General features: G+C 52.3%; 14 protein-coding genes. 6 read left to right on the plus strand and 8 right to left on the minus strand.

Translation table 11 applies throughout. The annotated features are described in order from the left end of the window. A complete protein-coding gene (locus tag RCF31_RS03545; RefSeq protein ID WP_416412515.1) occupies window positions 1–5523 on the plus strand; it encodes a hypothetical protein in 5523 nt (1840 codons plus the stop codon). Window positions 5524–5588: 65 nt separating this feature from the next. Here the strand turns inward: RCF31_RS03545 and RCF31_RS03550 are convergent, their stop codons facing one another. Continuing rightward, window positions 5589–6701 carry a lactonase family protein gene (locus tag RCF31_RS03550; protein ID WP_416412516.1) on the minus strand — a complete coding sequence of 371 codons (1113 nt, stop codon included), beginning with the start codon at window positions 6699–6701 and terminating at the stop codon, window positions 5589–5591. Window positions 6702–6965: 264 nt separating this feature from the next. Between RCF31_RS03550 and RCF31_RS03555 the strand changes: the two genes are divergently transcribed. Together RCF31_RS03555 and RCF31_RS03560 are read left to right on the plus strand one after the other, a co-directional pair. Next, window positions 6966–7409 (plus strand): antitoxin Xre/MbcA/ParS toxin-binding domain-containing protein, encoded by a 444-nt coding sequence (locus RCF31_RS03555; RefSeq protein ID WP_416412517.1) that lies wholly within the window; start codon window positions 6966–6968, stop codon window positions 7407–7409. Then, window positions 7406–7867, plus strand: a complete 462-nt coding sequence (locus tag RCF31_RS03560) for an RES family NAD+ phosphorylase (RefSeq protein ID WP_416412518.1) — start codon at window positions 7406–7408, stop codon at window positions 7865–7867. The genes RCF31_RS03555 and RCF31_RS03560 overlap by 4 nt, the downstream gene beginning before the upstream one ends. 13 nt (window positions 7868–7880) lie before the next feature. Here RCF31_RS03560 and RCF31_RS03565 read toward each other — a convergent pair whose 3' ends face one another. Both RCF31_RS03565 and RCF31_RS03570 read right to left on the minus strand, forming a co-directional pair. After that, the gene (locus tag RCF31_RS03565) at window positions 7881–8780 is read right to left on the minus strand and encodes a diguanylate cyclase (protein ID WP_416412519.1); all 900 of its coding nucleotides are present in this window, start codon (window positions 8778–8780) and stop codon (window positions 7881–7883) included. A gap of 262 nt (window positions 8781–9042) precedes the next feature. Next, window positions 9043–9948, minus strand: coding sequence for a LysR family transcriptional regulator (locus RCF31_RS03570; RefSeq protein WP_416412520.1), 906 nt, complete (start codon window positions 9946–9948; stop codon window positions 9043–9045). Window positions 9949–10054: 106 nt separating this feature from the next. On the opposite strand from RCF31_RS03570, the gene RCF31_RS03575 reads away from it, so the two are divergent. Continuing rightward, a complete protein-coding gene (locus RCF31_RS03575) occupies window positions 10055–11476 on the plus strand; it encodes an aldehyde dehydrogenase family protein (protein ID WP_416412521.1) in 1422 nt (473 codons plus the stop codon). Window positions 11477–11512: 36 nt separating this feature from the next. Here the strand turns inward: RCF31_RS03575 and RCF31_RS03580 are convergent, their stop codons facing one another. From RCF31_RS03580 to RCF31_RS03600, 5 genes are all read right to left on the minus strand, one after another. Further along, the gene (locus RCF31_RS03580) at window positions 11513–12700 is read right to left on the minus strand and encodes a cytochrome c biogenesis protein DipZ (protein WP_416412522.1); all 1188 of its coding nucleotides are present in this window, start codon (window positions 12698–12700) and stop codon (window positions 11513–11515) included. A 20-nt stretch (window positions 12701–12720) separates the two neighbouring features. After that, window positions 12721–13491, minus strand: a complete 771-nt coding sequence (locus RCF31_RS03585; protein ID WP_416412523.1) for an alpha/beta fold hydrolase — start codon at window positions 13489–13491, stop codon at window positions 12721–12723. 167 nt (window positions 13492–13658) lie between these two features. Continuing rightward, the gene (locus RCF31_RS03590; protein WP_416412524.1) at window positions 13659–14954 is read right to left on the minus strand and encodes an ATP-binding protein; all 1296 of its coding nucleotides are present in this window, start codon (window positions 14952–14954) and stop codon (window positions 13659–13661) included. Next, on the minus strand, window positions 14951–15691 hold the full coding sequence (locus RCF31_RS03595) for a response regulator (RefSeq protein WP_299452887.1): 741 nt from the start codon (window positions 15689–15691) through the stop codon (window positions 14951–14953). The genes RCF31_RS03590 and RCF31_RS03595 overlap by 4 nt, the downstream gene beginning before the upstream one ends. 91 nt (window positions 15692–15782) lie before the next feature. Then, the gene (locus tag RCF31_RS03600; protein WP_416412525.1) at window positions 15783–16781 is read right to left on the minus strand and encodes an alpha/beta fold hydrolase; all 999 of its coding nucleotides are present in this window, start codon (window positions 16779–16781) and stop codon (window positions 15783–15785) included. A gap of 324 nt (window positions 16782–17105) precedes the next feature. Between RCF31_RS03600 and hpaD the strand changes: the two genes are divergently transcribed. Further along, complete coding sequence (hpaD, locus tag RCF31_RS03605) at window positions 17106–18119, plus strand: 3,4-dihydroxyphenylacetate 2,3-dioxygenase (protein WP_416412526.1); 1014 nt, start codon at window positions 17106–17108, stop codon at window positions 18117–18119. A gap of 64 nt (window positions 18120–18183) precedes the next feature. Then, window positions 18184–19410 carry an MFS transporter gene (locus RCF31_RS03610; RefSeq protein ID WP_416412527.1) on the plus strand — a complete coding sequence of 409 codons (1227 nt, stop codon included), beginning with the start codon at window positions 18184–18186 and terminating at the stop codon, window positions 19408–19410. Window positions 19411–19418: the final 8 nt, after the last annotated feature.

A 19418-nucleotide genomic window follows, 5' to 3' on the forward strand; every position in this document is an offset into this window, starting at 1 on the left:
TTGACGGATGCAGCTCATATTTTCTCACCAACCGCAGGCCATGCAGCGTTACAACCCACCAGCAGAACGGCATTTTCACTCGGCAGAATATGCCGGACCCTGAGCAACAGCCTGACACGACTCTCCAGTAATCACCGGTTGCCACACTCAGCGCCTGAAGTGGTGAGGCAGAGTCTGAGCAATCTCAATAGCTATTTCGCTTCCCTGATCCGCGCCAGTTCTTACGGAGTGGAAAGGCCGGTACTGGCCGCTGCACAACTGCTGCTGCATTGGTCGTTCTGCCAGCTACAGCAGCGGGCACTCGATCAGGCACACAGTGAGCTACCCAGGCTGCTGCTGACCACGTCGGACAACGCTGGGTTGAATGAGGAGTTGTATGCGCTAAACCAACTGATGCTTTCCGCCTCAACGGCTGAAGGTGCCAGCGTGGCATTGCAACGTGTCGAAGAACATGTTGCGGAGCGCGAAGAATGGCTGAATAGCCTGACGGAAGAAGATCGTCACCTTTACCGCAAGTTTGAGCAGAAACTCAAAGGCTGCCTGGAAAAGATGGCATTCTGGCACCCCCGTTCAACGCTGATGCTCCCGCTGATCAATGCGCTGGCACCCTATGTCAGCGTTTATCTGGATACTACGTTGCTCACCCTCGGCACGTCCTCTGCGACAACGGCACCCAGGCAGATGTTGAATGCCAGTTCGGTTATCATTGGGGAAACATCACCCGCCGCAGAATTATGGTTCAAATCCATCATCAACCTGCCTGCCGACATTTCCCTGCCACCGCTGCTGCTAAGGCAGGGACAGTCGGTTTGCCTGCGTATTCCCAAATGTCCCTCGGATAGGGTGAACAGGTTTGATAACCAGACCTCAGAGATTGAAATCGCGGGTGTAGGTATTGAAGGCAATCTGGCAACACAGGTTTGTGTTAGCAATAACAACGGTTTAGATCTTGAGATCGGCCGGGAGTTAAATACCGCCACGACAGGCTATTCTTCTGCACTTTACCGTCTCCCGCTACAAATCGATGGGATGAGCGAGCCAATTAACAGCGGTATCTGCCCTGCTGCCAACGCCGCACGGAAAACATTGGTTGCGCCGCTCTCAGGCTGGAATCTCCTGCCCGTCGCTGGAGCACAGGATATTCAGCCTGAGGTGATTGATGAAAATGACCTCGATCCATTTGGACCCATGGACGGTTTCGATGAATGGCCATTTTACGACTACGGCGAAACGACCACAGTGCAGGCTGTATCGTCAACGCCAATGCTGTCTGCTGAGCAGGTTGACTATGCGCTCAACCTGTTTGATCGTAATAAAAGGGTGTTAATGTTATATCCCTTTACCTTCCCCAGAAATCCCCCCACAACCGCATCCCTGCCTGGTAGCACCACACCGCTGCCTGCGGTCACTCAGGATAGTCTGACGCGCTTATTTGGTCCGTCTGAAACAGCGAAACCGCAGGGGTCGTGCAGAATAAAACGCCCCCCCCTTATTGCCCGCGATCTTGATGACATGCTGGTACAGGCACAGCAGTGGCTCAGCCAAATTCCAGCGACTCAGATTGAAGACAAACTTCATGTTTATTTGCTTACCCTGCCAGAATCCGTCACGTCGCAACCTACTCCGCTGGAAAAAATCGCCATCATCATCAGAAAATTAGTGATCAATAATAACCAGGACTGTGCATATGACGAGTCAGAGGCACTCAAATTTGCCACGTCACTGTTTGAGCGCTCACCCTTTGCGAATAATAAAGAATTACTGAATGCGTGGGTACAGGCTCCGGAGGGAAAACATCATCTGACCGATATCCTGCTCTACGAGATCGACCGTCTGATACCCGATCCGGGGAAATTACTGTCCGCAACCTTTAATACTATTTTGGCGATGGTAAAACCCGCCAGCACTAAATTTTCAGCGCTAGAAAATCTGGTCATTGATCTGCAAAATGGATTTAAAAACAACCTGCTGGCCTCCGTGATAAATGCTGATGAAGCACTACCCGCTTTTCTGGAAAGTGAGGTGTTCATTGAAAAAATGCAGTTTCTCCACCTGGAATTCATTAAAAATCATCTTCCCTGCTTCCGTCTGATAAACAAAGATGATGTCAGTGACGAAGCCGTGCTTTCTACCAATGGCGTGCTTTTAACCGTTGCTGCGGGCACCATTGCCAATGACAACAAACTGAATCTACTAACTGGAGATAAGTTAAAAAAGTTTGGTATGCAATCTCTGCTCCGTTTCTCAGATGATTATTTATTAAGAAAGTTTTCCCGCTATGATGACCTGCTTAAAAAAAGCACTTACAGGCTGAGTGATTATCTCAATTATCTCGAAGTGGAAGGCCGGTTGCTGGTACATGCTTTGTATCTCAATCATAAAATTTACCACGATCTGCAACAATATAGAGAGCAGAACACACATCTTAAAAGCGATTATCAGGCTTTAGCTGATGTGGAAAAGCAACTCTGCCGTCTGGCTTTTGAACAGATTCCTGCGGTCGACCAGGATTTTTTTCTGTTTGCTTCGCAGGAGCCACAGGGACTGGAAGTTTATTTCATCACTTCAGAGAATGCGTCAGAGTCCGTTAAACACCGCCATTTTATTGGTTTTATTGTGACAGCAGACTTCGAGCGTATCAGGCGTTGCTACTTCATTTCTGAAATCCCGGTACTAAATAATTTTGCTGCACCATTAGCCTATGATGATTCCACACATTTCCACACCAGAGATCATTACGCTAACTGGCTTAATCAGCAAGGTAAAACCGCTTTTGTGGCACGTTTATCTGCCCAGGGTGCTAATCAATTGGCGCAAACCACGTTTTTTGTCAGCGACAAAAAATCCGTTCCTGCCGCTAATGAAAGGGAAAACTGGCAGATATATATGCAACGTTTAAGTCAAAGTATTATTAATATACGTTTCCCTGAAATCACCACAGTCACAACATCGTCACCGGGAACCTGGGATGTTGTGGTTGATTTTTCCGAAAACTTAGCCACGCAGTTCATTCCGGTTGAATCGTGCAAACAGGCACTGAATGATATTACCGCCGGACCAGACACCCTAAAGAAGGTTTTGCTGACCCTTGAGGATGCGGCAATATGCCTTTATGATGCAACCCCTGAAGGGGAAGGCAGCAAACTGGTAAAGTTTTTCGCCACGGTTGCGCGTTCTGTTGTCGGAAAGATCACTGAAAATATCAGAAAGGAAACCAAACACACTTCCCCACAGGTCAGCCTGAACCCAACTGACGCATCGCGTGTGAAGGAACAAATGTATCTTGAGGATAGTCAGGTAAGGAATTACCTGGCAAATTCGACACTGTTTAATACCGATTTGGGATGGATGTTACATAACACTTCTCTTAATATCCGACAGCTTCCTGCTCGGATGAAAATTCTTGATGTTCGCTGGAACATCGTCACAGACCAGATTTATTGCAGAACTAACACCACCCAGGGTATAAAAAACTATCGGCTTGATCAGAAAAACTTATTCCTTCTCCCTACCAAATATGAAGTGCTTCGCCCTGCACTGCATAATCAGGAATTAACCATAAGCGTTACCAATTTCTTATCTCATATCGAAAACGGCACACTTGATGCATTAAAGACCGAACGAATGGAACAGGACATGCGTACTTCCGATAAATATGGAAAAGTGTTTTTTAAAAAAGAATTCTCAGAGATTAATTTTAACAACGCAAATATCTCTGATGCATTTTTCAATAATTTAATCACCTATCCCGGATGGAAACCGGTACGCCTTTGGGTCAAGCGAGATGATGGTAACACCATAATCACAGAATGGAAGGATGAGAAAAATCGAATTCAATTCCAGCAATTATGTGAATTCAATGACATATTTACCTCCTGGCATGGTGATACCATCAATAACAATAGAAAGCCAATGCGGGCACAACGTGACGTTTCCACTAAAGCCCCGTTCTATACTGACATGATCAGCCCGCTGACATATGGCTACATGGCATTAAATCCCTATGAGGATTATCAACGTAAAACAGCGATGCAAAATTTAATTAAGGAAGGTAGCAAACTACCACCCCCACCTCACTTTGCTGAAATAGCGTGCCGTAATATGATGAAAGAGTTGGGAAGAATTTTGCCAGTTGATTTTATACGAGGGAAATACCCTGCTGCCAGTGAATTTATAGAGAGGTTTGCAAGATGGGAAACACCAGCAACAATTAATTCAGGATTTAAGCAATTTTCACGAGCAATTGAGCTGTTCCACACCATATATCCGGAAGAGGATTTATTTTACCCTAAAGCGGATAAGATTATACAGGAACTGAAAAATCTGGATAGAAACATAAAAGTATTTAACTTTCGAAATCGGGAATTTAAAGACAAGGTAAGGTTATATTACAGTCAATTTCCTGAGCGTGAAATGAAGGCCAATCGCTGGATAAACAAGATTCTCGATAAAATATCACCACCCGATGATCAGGATGATCCAAAATACACATTAAAAACAAAGAACAAATATGACCTGGAAAAAAAATACCCTGATTTTTTCAAGAAGCTCAAGGATAATGTCAATGAATTACATGCTCAGGCCAGAATGATTAGTAACCTTTTTAACAACAAATTGCACCCGAGACTGATGAGTAGTATTCTTTCAGAGTTTACCGGGCAAACGTTCACTGATGATGAGGTAAAATCATTCACCTCTGACTTCAGAAGGTTACAAAATAATATTTTGGCCTTCACCCCTGACCGCTTTCGTGTTTTTGAGGAGAGATATGCGAAAGATGGTCAGTTAGTTGGCGGATGTTTCAAAGATGATGCTGAAAAATTACTTTTCAGCCCCGGGGATATTGCCTTCACCACCATCGCTGATAAGCATAAATATATTTACACCCAAAAAATACCGAACGACGATATTTTCAAACAAATAGCCATCCATGAATTCGATCATATTAATAATGGTTTAGACTTTGCCTATACGCCACCTGAAGTGTATATTGACACCTACAATACAATAAAAAAATTCACTTTTCGCGGCCTTGAACAATATGGCAAAGAACTGCTTTCTGACAAAAATCACATGGTTGAATATCTGATGCGTGATACAGATTTTCTTGATCGCTACTGCGACCAACTACAGAGGCATACTACGGACGCTCTGCATAGAGATAAAATCTGGAATTTCATGAGTAAATATTTAAGAAAAAACGCCCACCGTTATCACAACCGCTTTAGTGATGAAGCGTTAGAAAAGCGCGTGGAGTTACGATCGCTGATGGATATCGCCTATAACAATCATAGATTCCTGCTCTATTTCTTCAAACAGAATGCAGATTTTATGATCAGCCTCTGGCATCGCGTAGCAGAAGTCGCACACGAATATCTGGAACCGAATCAGGAAATTGAAAAAGATGCATTGGTCAAATTTGACTTATTAAAGTCGTTAGTATTGCAGGCAGGCACGGCACTGTTGGATGAAGTTAATGCGAGTGCTTCAACCTCGAAAAAAGATTCAGCCAACTCAGATTAGAACACGGGCAATTCGTCGCGGCACGATTTATTGCGCCGCGACATTGTTTTATCAAAATGACATCATCAAAACGTCACCACCGTCACCCAGTTCGCATCACCACCGGCAGGGGCGCTACCTGCGCGTTTCAGCACCCCGCTGTGTGAATTGATGGCATAGCTACCCGTCACATTACTTTTCTCTCCACTGGCAATCAGCCATTTACCATCAGGCGAGATGGCTATGCCGCGCGGCTGTTTTTCCACCTGCCAGCTGCCAATTAACGTTAATTTACCGTCATTTTTATTCACGCGGTATCCAGTCACCGTGCTACTGGTGCGTTCCGTCACATACAAAAAACGACCATTGGGCGTAATGCGAATATCTGCTGCCCAGATACGTGGTGTCGGATCGTTGTAATCTGCCGGACGTTCACGACCATGTTGCAACTGATACTGCGCCGCGACTGCATTGGGCCATTCAGCGATCTTATCCAGCGCACCATTTGGCTGGCGCTTAAATTGCGTAATGACGCCCCCCATCTCACCCACGTTATACAAATAACGGTTATCCGGTGACATCACCGAATGGCGCGGCCCGTTATCCGCAGCAGTCTCCACATACCCCTTACCAATCGGTGTCAGGCTGCCGTCCGGGGTTAAATTGAGTTGCAACACGTGGTCAGTGCCAAGATTGCCGACATAGACCGAGTGCCCGGTCGCATCGGTGATCACGGAATGCGCCACATGGCCGGTTTTATACGCCGCAACCGGAGGTGCTTCCACTTTACCGTTACTCGCCAGGCGATAGACATGAACCACATCACCATCATACGAGGCACCTAACAGGAAACGCCCGCGACCATCGACGCTGATATAAGGATAACTGGCCGCGGCTGCCACCTCGGTCGCCTGTGTCAGGTCACCGCTGTGCGCATCAATCGTCCAGCTCACCAACCGCAATGGCTGGCTGCGAATTGCAGCATATAAACGGTGATGATCGGGGCTGAGCGCCATCGGCATCACTTTACCGCCTGCCGATGTCTGGCCCAGTAAGGTCAGCGCCCCGGTTTTATCATTCAGGGCATAGCGGGCAATGTTGCCATCACTGGCCTCAGACACATAGACGAAGGTTTGTGCCATCAGTGATCCACTGAAAGCCAGGGCAGAGAGTAACGCCAGACGCATAACATTTTTCATTATTTTTCTCCACAGGTCAGGGTCGGAGCAGCGTATCTGGCGTGAATCCGGGCGGTAAGGTGTGATTGCCCGAGACAGTTTGGGCAAATGTCCAGATAGTATCCACTTTCAGTGGGTTAGCACGGAGTGGCCGAAAAAGTTTTATGTGGGATTGTGCGCTGGCTCACTGGTGCCGGACGGCTCAACATCTCAAGCAGCCAGCGTTGCTCACCTTGCACACCATCACCATATGGTTATAATGAATTAACCAAATGGAGGTGCACAATGAAGCAATTCACACTCCCCGCCACATCCCACGAACCGGAACGTTTGTGGCAATTTGCCGGATTAAACAGTGCCGATGGCGTGTTACTGATGGGGCAGATTGACGCAGGTCTGGAGGGTTCCGTTGCCAGCCGTATCGTATCATGGGCGCGTATCACCCAGGCCGATCTGCGCCATATGACCGGCATTCCCGGCACCACCTTTACTCGTGGATTGAAAAATCGCTTTACCTCAGAGCAAAGCGAGCGTCTGGTTCGCTTTATCCGGGTGATGGATCGTGCCGTAGAACTGTTTGAAGGCGACAGAGAAAAGGCGCTGCAATGGCTGAACGAACCCGTTCGTGCGCTCGGCAACCAGAAACCCGGTGACCTGGTCGCCTCAGAAACCGGTGCCTATGAAGTGCTGAAACTGATCACCCGTCTTGAGCATGGCGTCTATTCGTGAAGCTTTATCGGATGACCAAAACCCGCTTTCTGAGTTCAGCATGGAGCGGCTACGGTGCCAGGGAGGGTGGCGGTCGCTGGAACAGCATCGGCGTCTCCATGGTTTACGCCTCCGAAACGGCCTCCCTCACCATGCTGGAAACCCTGATCCATCTGCAAAGCGCCAGCATCCTCGATTTCTTCACCCTGCTGAGTATCGAAGTCCCAGATGATTTGATCCAGTGGATTGATGTCGCACAGTTACCGCAGGACTGGGCGGCGGCGCAGGCACCTGCGGCACTGCGCCAGTTTGGTGATTTCTGGAGCGAGAGCCAGGCCTCGGTTGCGTTACGCGTACCCAGTTCCCTGTCACCGGTTGAGTTTAATTACCTGCTCAACCCCGAACATCCACAATTCAGTCTCCTTGCGCAGGATGCCGTGGCGATCCCCTTTCGTTTCGATGAACGTTTTGCTCGCTAATGTTTAGCGATGGTTATTTATAAAGTATCCCAATCTCATCATTATGATTTAGCATACAAACATCCCGGCCATGTTGCTTGCCGTGATACATCGCCTTATCAGCAAACGCGATAATATCTTCCAGTGAACAATCTGTTTTAGCCGGAGAAATACCAAAGGTCACCGTTATATTAATGATATTATCTTCATAAAAAAACGTTTCACCACGGATCTTTATCATCAGTCGTTCAATTATTTTCTTGATAGCGTGAAGATTTTCACCTTCAACTAAAATCACAAATTCCTCGCCACCATAGCGGTAACACTTTTCATCTTTGCGCATTGCACCCAGCAGGAGATTAGCCAGACCTTTAAGCACCGTATCGCCGCCATTATGACCATATCTGTCATTCACACATTTAAAATGATCGACATCCATAATAATCAAATAAAGGTCTTTATCACTCTGCGCACATCGTGCCTGTAACCGTGGAAAATCATTTATCAGTTTGTTACGCATAGGTAATTCGGTCAATGCATCATAAGCACTGCGGTTTGCCAGCAGCCTGGATTTGTAAGTATCTACAGCATCGAGGAAATTTTTCTGCTTATAAAAATACTCCTTAAGTTGCGAGTGGGTAAATGCATTCACTTTAATTGCCGCGATGATATCCCTGACTGTTTGATGCATTTTTATATGGGAGTCAGAAATGCGCAGTAAATCGTTTTCGTTAAAGTCATATTTGATAAGTGCAGCATCGATCCACTTACCAAAATCGCAATAGCCGTGAGAGTTTTTATCCTCTAATGATTTATCGAAATCGCCGCCAAACAAACTGATCTCCAGTAGCCTGTTTGACCATTCATAATGATGTTTGATGGCATGATTCAAATTCCTGATATCAACATCGATATCGTAGATGGTCCTTTGCATTACTCCTCCACAATTTAAAATCTATGGACAAGATTACAAAAATAAAATCATAGATTTGATTGTTTTTGTAAAAAAGAATCATCCTGGTGACTAAGTTTATTTTTTGTGAGCAATGCAACGTCATGTCACGCAACATATTGTTTTAACTGCCGGGATGGCAATTAAATTATAGAGGTTATGTTTTATTTGTCGCGAATATGAGGCAGATGTTAAATATCCACATCAAATATATGTAAAGTAATATGCACGATACATCGCGCTACTACAGGTCCGTCGTGGTCATCACTTCCCGAATAAATTCCGTCAGCGCTTTTAATGTGGGAGGGACTAAGCGATGACCGGGATAGTACAGACACAACGCGCCGAGATTGACTTGCCACTCCGGCATCAGCTGTATCACCCTGCCCGCCTGTACATCTGCCGCAATATGACGCTCTGACATACAGGCAATCCCCAGTCCTCCCACTACCGCTTTCTGTGCCGAAGCCAGATCATTGACGGTGAGCAACGGTTCCACCTGCACCTTATAGTTTTGCTGCTGATGGCTCAGTTCCCAGCGGTAAATACTGCCATCAGCCATACGCATACAGATACAGCAATGCTCACTAAGCTGTTCAGGCTGTTGCGGCGTCCCCGCGCGGGAAAGGTAGTCGGGCGATGCGACCAGGATCATGCGCAACGGCGGCGTCAGTTTTACCGGGATCATGTCGGCCGGAATATCATCCTCCAGGCGAATGCCCGCATCATAGCCTGCGGCAACAATATCCACCTTGTCCTTCTGGCTATGGATATCCGCCCGGATACGGGGGTAGCGAGCAAGAAATGGCAGCAGAATTTCGTCATACCACAACGCACAGCTTTCCGGCGGGACATTGATGCGCAGTAACCCGGCAGGATCGGCTGGCAGGCTGGCAATCTCCGCAGACGCGCTGCGGATCATCTCGACCGCAGGCGCAATCTTCACCATAAAACGCCGCCCGGCCTCCGTTAACCCGACACTGCGTGTCGTTCGGTTGAACAGACGCACACCGAGCCGTTTTTCCAGCCCTGCGACGGCATTGGTCACAGCAGAGGGAGAGATTTCCAGCTCACTGGCTGCACCGCTGAAACTGCCACGCCGCGCCACTGCCAGCATGATTTCAAGTTCACTGATACCGATTCGATTCATCAATTATTCCGTTAAACGCAATACCCTTTGCAGGGTCAGGCGGATTATAGCGACATCGCGTGCGTGCTACTTTTCTTTGCACAACAGCATGACAGGAGAACAGCCCATGCGCTCAATCGAACACATCTACATCAATGGCCGCTTTGTCATCCCGGCAGGTACCGAATGGCTTGATATTATCCGACCCGCAGACGGCAGCGTGATCGGCACCGCCCGGCTGGCCAACGAAACCGATGCATTGCAAGCCATTGCCGCCGCCAAAGCCGCCTTCCCTGCGTTTGCCGGTTATAGCGTCGCGCAACGACTGGCGCTGCTGGAAAGTATGTTCCATGCATTGCAACAATGTGAAGAGGAACTGCACGAGGCGGTGCGTGAAGAATATGGCGCACCGTCTTCACGTTCGCAATGGATGGCCACCTATCCTGCTGATGTCATCAAACAGGTGATGACGGAGTTGCAAACCTACCCGTTTCAGCAACAGGCAGGACGCGCCAGGGTACAAATGCTGCCGCTCGGGGTGGCCGGACTGATCACCCCGTGGAACAGCAATGCCGGCTTTATCTGCCATAAACTGGCTACTGCCATTGCTGCCGGTTGTACCACGGTGATCAAACCGAGTGAATTCAGCATACTACAAACTGAGGTGGTCACCAGGGCGTTGGATCGCGCCGGATTACCGCCCGGTGTCTTTAACATCGTCACCGGTCGTGGCGCGACGGTGGGTCATGCCATCAGCACCAGCCCGGATGTGGCAAAAATCTCCTTTACCGGTTCCACCGCCACTGGCAAAGCCATCCTGCGCAGTGCCGCAGACAGTTTTAAACGCGTTACGCTGGAACTGGGAGGCAAATCCCCCACCCTGATTTTGCCCGATGCCGATGCCGCACGTGCAGCCGAACTTGCGGTGCAGGCGGGTTTTATCAATAGCGGGCAGGCCTGCATCGCCGGGACGCGCATTCTGGTGCCTGAGCAGCGTAAAGCCGAGTTTGAGCGCGCATTGACTACCGCCGTACAACGACAGATATCCGGCGATCCGGCTGATGTCAGCACCACCATTGGCCCGATGATTAACCAGCAGCAATGGGAACGTGTTCAGCACTACATTGAGATGGGTACGCAGCAGGGTGCGCGTCTGCTGGCCGGAGGCGGCGGCCGACCAGAACCTCTGACCCAGGGCTGGTATGTAAAACCAACCTTATTTACTGATGTTCGCAACGACATGCGCATCGCGCAGGATGAAATCTTTGGCCCGGTACTTAGCCTGTTAACCTACCGTGATGAGAAAGAGGCGATCGCTATCGCTAATGACACCCAGTATGGACTCTCAGCATTGGTGATCGGCGAAGATGAAGCCAGAGCCCGTCAGGTTGGTGAGCAGATTCTGGCCGGAAGAGTGATGATTAATACCCTGGCGCATGAACCGCGCGCGCCCTTTGGTGGGTTCCGCAGCTCCGGCATCGGACGGGAAATGGGCCAATGGGGGATTACCGCGTATCTGGAGCCACGCGCGTTAACCTTCGCACGGTAACGCAATAAAGTGCGCCGCTACGGTAGCGGCGCTGTTTTACGCTTTAGCTTCCTGCAACAACTGCTGGATCACCTTCTCCTGCCCGGCGTAATCGCCTTCACCAAACGCGGTGTAACGCAGCTGGCCGTGGGCATCGAAAATATAATGGGCGGGCCAGTACATATTGCCGAAGCGATTCCAGATGCTGTAGTTGTTATCCGCCACCACCGGGTATGGCAACCCCCACTGTTTGATGGCCCGGGCGACCGCCGCCGGATCCCGCTCCCACGGATATTCCGGGGTATGCACACCGATCACCGTCAGGCCATCCGCCTGGTATTTCTTCGCCCAGTCACGGACATGCGGCAACGTATGCTGGCAGTTGATGCAGTCATAGGTCCAGAAATCAATCAGCACCACTTTGCCCTTTAAATCTGCCCGGCTAAGAGGTGTGCTATTGAACCAGGACGTGCCGCCCTCCAGCCCCGGCAGGGCACTTTGTGTCTGTTCAACCACCGGCACCGGGGTTATTTTCGGCGTGCTGGCTGGCAGAAAGTGGCTGAGGCGCTGCTCAAGGTTTTGTGCCAGCACTGGAGCCGCCTGCAACGCCCCCTGCCTGCCGCTGGCAAGCAGCACCACCGACGCCAGCATCAATACCCCGGCTCCCTGGCGCAAACGCGTCATCATTGCCAGCCCGGGACGCAGACGAATGAGTAATTCGTGCCCGGCATACCACAATACCCCCAGCATCAACGCACACCCGGCACCGTAGGCCGCCAGCAGCAGGCCAACTGAAAAGGCATGCTGACCGGTAACCGCCAGGCTAAGAATGGCCCCGAGTACCGGCCCTGCACACGGCGACCACAACATACCGATCGCCATCCCGGCCAGCAACGCTGCGGTCAGGCCAGTACGCTGGTTGCTGGCGTTGTTGATACGGTTGCCCAGCAGCATAAAAGGCGTGGTGATAAAGTGCGCCGCCCGCGTGGACAACAGCGTGATGGCGGTCAGTGCCAGGAACAGCAGGGCCAGCCAGCGCCCTGCGGCCGTCACCTGGGTCACCCAGCTACTTGCCACCGAAATCAGCAGGGAAACAACGGTGAATATCAGTACCATTCCCGCCAGCAACGCCACCATCTGCCCTCTTTTGCCGCGCACACTGGCAAAAACAAACGGTATGACCGGCAATGTGCAGGGACTCAGTAACGTCAGCATCCCCGCCAGAAACGCAATAATTAACGACATGGCTCACCTCCAGACAGTGATTATTGAGCGTTCACGCCGTCAACGGCACGGGTAATCACCTGAGCGACACTAGCCGGGTGGCTCAGCATTGAGGTATGGCTGGCCGCCACACTGCTGACGCTGGCGTGAATGCGCTGCGCCATCGCCCGCTCCAGATCCGGGTTAATCATCCGGTCTTCCGTGCTGACCAGATACCAGCTCGGTTTTTGCGTCCAGGCTGCGTGGCTCACTTTGTCGCCAAAGGCCGCAGCGCGAATCGGCCCCTGGGTCACGGTGAGGAGTTTTTGCTGGCTGGCGGGCGAATCCTGGGCGAAATCCTGCGCCACCGTTGGCGCAGGCAGGTAAAGGAAACCATCCGGCGTTTTGGCAATACCGGCACTGCCTGGCGGGGATGGGTAGCTTCCGGCCAGATCCCCGGTCGATTGTCCGGCGGAAGGCGCGAAGGCGGCGACATATACCAGGCCCTTCACACGCGGATTATTGCCCGCTTCAGTGATGACGGTACCGCCCCACGAGTGCCCCACCAGCACCACATTGCCCGGGGCGCGGTCGATGGCACGCTGGGTGGCGGCAACATCATCCTGTAAGGAGGTCAGTGGCAGTTGTACCGCAATCACCTTGACGTGATGAGATTGCAGCAGCGGAATCACCCGATTCCAGCTACTGCCATCCGCGAAGGCACCATGCACCAGCACCACGGTGTTGACCGCGGGATTTTCCTGCGCGGCGAGAGAGGCAAAAGAAGCGGTAAGCGTGACAGCAGCAAGGGTACTAAACAGAAACTTTTTCATCGGAAACCTCGTGAATGTGATGGAGTGAAATGAACCACTGCGTTATCTGGCAGTGCGCTTATTTAACCCAGCTGATGTGTTCACGACGTTTCCGCAATCCCCCCTTTTTGTCTCAGTAAATATCCGGGGGTGGTGTTGATACATAAGGCTACAAAAGGAGGACTTTTTTACTCACGCAACAGGATCTGCACATCAAGCCCACCCTGCGGCCGGTTACTTAACGTCAGGCTTCCGGCCATCTGGCTGACCAGCTGCGCGGCGATAGCCAGCCCCAGGCCGGTACCCCCGGTATGACGATTACGTGAATTCTCGACGCGATAGAAAGGTTCCAGCACCGCGTCCAGCTCCGCTTCCGGGATACCTGGCCCGTTATCACGCACGTGGATCGCCATACTGCCATCCGCGCCGTTCAGCAGTAACACCTCGGCCTGATGACCAAACTTCAGCGCATTATCAATCAGGTTGGTCATAATGCGCCGTAGCGCCTGCTGACGAACATTGAAGTTATCTTTGCCGCTACAGGGCAAAAAGGTCACGGCTTTGCCGACATCCTGATAATCACAGGCGATGCTATCGAGGAACGCATTGAGGCTCACCCGCTGTGGCGTTTCATCCGGTATCTGTGCCGATCGCGCATAATCAATGCCTTCGCGCACCAGCCGGCTCATATTATCTAAATCACCCAGCAGCTTATCGCGCAGTTCCGGCTGTTCCGACATTTCTACCCGTAGCTTCATACGGGTGATGGGAGTTTGCAGATCATGAGAAATGGCGGCCAGAATCTGCGCCCTTTCCTTCAGATGATCCTGGATGCGCAGCTGCATGGCGTTAAAGGCACGTGCCGCCTGCTGCACCTCTGCCGGACCGCTTTCCGGCATGATGCTGGCGTGAGTGGGTTTCAGCCCTTCAACTGCCTGGGTGAAACGCATAAAAGGTCGCACCACTTGCCGCACCGCGATCCAGGCACAGAATGCCAGCAGCACCAGTTGAGCAAACAACACCACCGGCAACCAGCGGGCAATGGCAGGCATGCGTGGCCAGAGATCCAGCGTCAGCGGTGCGCCATCATGCAAGGTGATATGGGCCTGAATATGCAACTTCGGCCCGGGGATATTGCTGAAGGTTAAGGGATAGTGCCCGCCGAGCGTCTCCTGCAGCGAACGGATGGCATCGCGCGCGCGCCAGCTGTCAGGCCAGGGGCCAGCCTGGCCTGGCGAAAGTTCATAGCGATAGTTGCCCCGTTCCAGTTTTGCCAGCCATCCCGGCCGCTCTGCCGGGGAGAGATGATCAAGGATCGCCACGCTGGTCGCCACGTCATATTCAAGGTTGCCGAGCATCACGGTTTTGGCGCTGCTCATGCGCTCAATCATCAGGCTGACCACCGTCATCCCGTTCGCCAGCACCAGTCCCACCAGCACGATCAGCACCAGCCGGGACAACAACGAACGCGGCCACAGCCTCATAGATTGACCTCTTTAATCATCACCGGCGACGCCAGCACATAGCCTTCACTGCGCACCGTTTTGATGTAGGCGGGTTCGCGCGCATCCTCACGTAAACGCTGACGCAGGCGGCTGACCAGCAAATCGATGGAACGCTCGAACAACTCGGCATCACGTCCCTGCGTCAGGTTCAGTAGCTGGTCACGGGTTAATACCCGCTGGGGGTGATCGAGAAACACGCGCAACAGGCGATATTCTGCCCCGCTCAGCGCCACAATCACCCCTTCGTTATCCAGCAGATGACGCGCCGAGGTATCCAGCTGCCAGTCACCAAACGCGATCAAGCGACCGGTCTCGGTGATTTGCAGATTCGGCGGCAAAGCACGGGTGCGGCGCAGAATCGCTTTGATCCGCGCCAGCAGTTCACGGGCGACAAAGGGTTTGATCAGATAATCATCCGCGCCCATTTCCAGCCCAAGAATGCGGTCGCTGTCTTCACTGCGTGCTGTCAGCATCAGAATCGGCAGATTACGCTGCGGATCGCTGCGTAATTGACGACATAAGGTCAGGCCATCGTCGCCGGGCATCATAATGTCCAGCACCACCAGATCAATCGCATTGGCCGCCAGCAGCGCACGCATTTCCCGGCCATTGGCGGCTCCGGTGGCGCGATAGCCGGATTTGATCAGATAGTCGGTGACCAGTTCGCGGATATCCCGGTCATCATCAACAACCAGGATGTGATCAATATGCTCCAAAACAACCCCCTGTCATCAGTCAGCTTAAAAGGATGAATGCAAAAAAGACCGGTACAAAATACCGGTCCGAAAACAAATTATTACCACAAAATCACATCTTTGCGGCATCAACCACCGCTTTGACAAAATCCTGCGTATCTTCTGCCGGTGGATTGTGTCCGATATTGCCGCTAAAGGTGCGATGTTCATATTTGCCGCTGAATTTGGCCCGATAAGCTGCCGGGGCCGGATGTGGCGCACCGTTGTTATCCCCTTCAATGGTAATGGTCGGCACGCTGATGACTGGCAGAGTGGCCAGTTTTTTCTCATACGCCGCATATTGCGGTTCGCCTTTCTCCTGCCCGATACGCCAGCGGTAGTTGCTGACGGTGACGGCCACCTGGTCCGGATTATCCAGCGCCTGGGCGCTCTGGTTAAAGGTGGCATCGCTGAATTTCCAGCCCGGCGACGCCTGCTGCCAGATTAATTTGGCGAAATCATGGGTATTTTTCGCATAACCTTCACGGCCACGTTCAGTGGCGAAATAGAACTGATACCACCATTGCAGCTCGGCCTGCGGGGGCAGCGGTTTTTCACCAATCTGCTGGCTGCTGATCAAATAACCGCTAACGGAAACCAGGGATTTGACCCGCTCCGGCCACAGTGCCGCCACGATATCCGCCGTGCGTGCGCCCCAGTCAAAACCGGCAAACACCGCCTGTTTAATGCCCAGCGCATCCATCAGCGCCACCGTATCGGCAGCCAGCGCTGAGGGTTGTCCATTGCGCGGCGTGCTGGCAGAGAGAAAACGGGTGGAACCATAACCGCGCAGATACGGCACGATAACGCGATAACCACGCGCTGCCAGTTGTGGCGCGACGCGGTCATAACTGTTGATGTCGTAGGGCCAGCCGTGCAGCAGAATCACCGGCTGTCCATCACGCGGACCAATATCGACATAGCCGACGTTCAGCACCCCGGCTTTCACCTGATGGATGGTATGAAACGCCTGCGCATAATCGGCTTCGGTCGGGGTTGCCGCAGCGGCATGGGTGGCAGCAAACAGGGCAGTCGCGGTGATCAATGTAGCCAGCAAGGGTTTACGAAACATGGCGGTATCTCCAGAAATTTGATTGATGAGTGACAACGCCTACATAACACCATGCCGATGTATTGAGGTTGTTTCTTGCAACCCGGTTTTTTGCCTCGCGATGTATTGGTCAGCGACGCAGATACAGTGCGATACAAAACGCCTGAGCCAGAGCGCGTTGCCGTAAAAAATGCGCGATAAATCGCGCCGCTACAATTTTCCCTTCGAACTGTGCGCGCGATCTCCTATCGCGGCAACATTATGAGATATATCTATTAACACGATATATCTAAATTTATTACAACAGCGCTACCCTTGGTTTAATCTGAAAGAGAGAACATACCCATGCCACAGATCGACGAGTTGGTTCTGGAGCCACCTTTCAACGTGACGCGTGCCAGTCATGTTGTCCTGAACGTTCGCGACCTTGAGGTCAGCAAACAGTTCTATACCGATCTCATCGGGTTGGTGGTCAGTGACGAGGATGATTCCAGCGTGTATCTGCGCGGACTGGAAGAACGCGGCCATCACAGCCTGGTGTTAAAAAAATCGTCGGATGTTCACTGTGCTCGCATCGGTATGCGGGTGCGCAGCGATGACGATATCTACAAAGCGGAAGGCTATTTTGCCTTACAGGGCCGGGAAACTGCCTTGGTGGAGCTGCCTTATCAGGGCCTGACCCTGCATGTCACTGATAATGTCGGGGTGCCGCTGGAGTTCTGCGCGTCCATGGCACCTTGTGAGCGGATGCTGAAACAGTATCAGCATTACCGTGGTGCCAGCGCCCAGCGTCTCGATCATTATCAGCTCCAGACCAGTGATGTGCGCCAGGCATGGTCGTTCTATCAACCGCTGGGTTTTCGCGTCAGTGAATATACCTGGTCTCAGGTTGAGCAGGATCAGCATTTGTGGGGCGTCTGGCTGCAACGCAAGGGTAATCCGCACGATATCGTCTTTACCCAGGGGCCGGGGCCGCGCCTGCACCATTTCGCCTACACCCTGCCCGATACCAACGACATGATCCGTGCCTGCGATGTGGCCGGGGCTCTGGGGTACGCACCACAGCTCGAACGTGGCCCGGGCCGCCACGGCATCAGCGGCGCGTTGTTTGTCTACTTCCGCGATCCGGATGGACACCGTATCGAGCTGTTTAATACCCATTACCAGCACATCGATATTGAACCGGCCCTCGGCTGGAATCTGGCCGATCCCAAACGCGCCGATCAGTGGGGATTACCGGCGCAAAACAAATGGTTTACCGAAGCGACGCCCTTCGCCCACGTCCCGGTTATTCAGCCGGAAATCCCCGTCGATCCGCCTACGCTGGAGCGCTTTCTCGCCCTTGCCAATGATGGTTAGGCCTACCGGCCATACCCGGTAAACCCTGAGCACGTTATGAAATCAGCCATTGGGAGAAAGGATCGTGAGTACATTCATTCAAAATCCGCTGGTCAGAATTCTGGTCGCCTATGCGCTTGGCGTGATGGCGGCGATGACCGTCAGTGAAGCCGTCACCGAGTTAGGTTCCATCGCTAAAGAGTTCCAGGTATTTGAACACAGCCAGATCGGGCTGATTATGTCGCTGCCGTCATTGATGGTGGCGCTCGGCGCACTGCTGGCGGGCTACATCGTTGACCGAATCGGTGACCGGGTGGTGTTACTGGCAGGTGCGGTGGTGATTGTCGCGGGCGATATCTGCGTCGTCGCCGCCCCGGCCTTCAATCTGTTGCTGGCCGGACGCATCATCACCGGTATCGGCTATGTGTTAACCGCCGTGGCAGCGGTGACGCTGTTGATCCGCATCACCACCGGCAAGCAGCGCAATATGGCGATGGCGCTGTGGTCTACGTTTGTTCCCGCCAGTTTCCTGCTGCCGTTTCTCTCGGCGGGCCTCGCCGAACATTTTGGCAGCTGGCGTGCCGCCTTTGTGGCGCACTCGGCTCTCACCCTGGCGCTGGCGTTTGTCGCCACCGTGAGCCTGCCGCGCCGTACCGCCGAGGAGAAAGCGCAGTTCTCCCGTACCCGGGGTTTACGTGCAGTGCTGAAAAGCCCGTTGATCTATCTGCTGGGCATTTCATTCGGTGCTGACGCCTTTTTGCAAACCGGCATTATCTCCACCCTCGCGCCTTATCTTGCCAAACGCTACAGCGTGCCGGTGCTGGAAGTGGCGCACTGGAACGTGGTGGCAATGGTGTGCAACGGCATCGGCTGCCTGATGGTCGGCGCGATGCTGAACCGGGGCGTGAAAGCCGCCGCGATTGGCGTGGTCGGCCTGATTCTCACCGGCGCGCCCGCTCTGGCGATCTACACCCTGCCGCTCGGCTTTATGGTTTCTATCGCCGCCTCGTGGGTGTTTATGTTTGGCAGTGGCCTGCTGGTGGGCATGTGGGCACTGGCCCCGGTGGTGGCGCCCTCACGCGAAAGCATTGGGGCCACCAGTGGGCTGATCACCCAGCTGACGCTGGTCGGCGTGTTCTTAGGCCCACCGCTGTTTATCGCCGCGCAAAGCAGTGAAAACCCACAGTCGCTGGCGCTGCTGGTGATCGCCGGGCTGGTGGTGTGTCTGGCAGGGCTGCCGATCTGGCTGCGCGATGTACATCGCCAGACCCATCACGATCTCAAAACCAACACCCTGAAAAGTCATAGTTGAACGCTGAA

The sequence above is a fragment of the Pantoea sp. App145 genome (assembly GCF_047947045.1).
GTDB lineage: Bacteria > Pseudomonadota > Gammaproteobacteria > Enterobacterales > Enterobacteriaceae > Pantoea.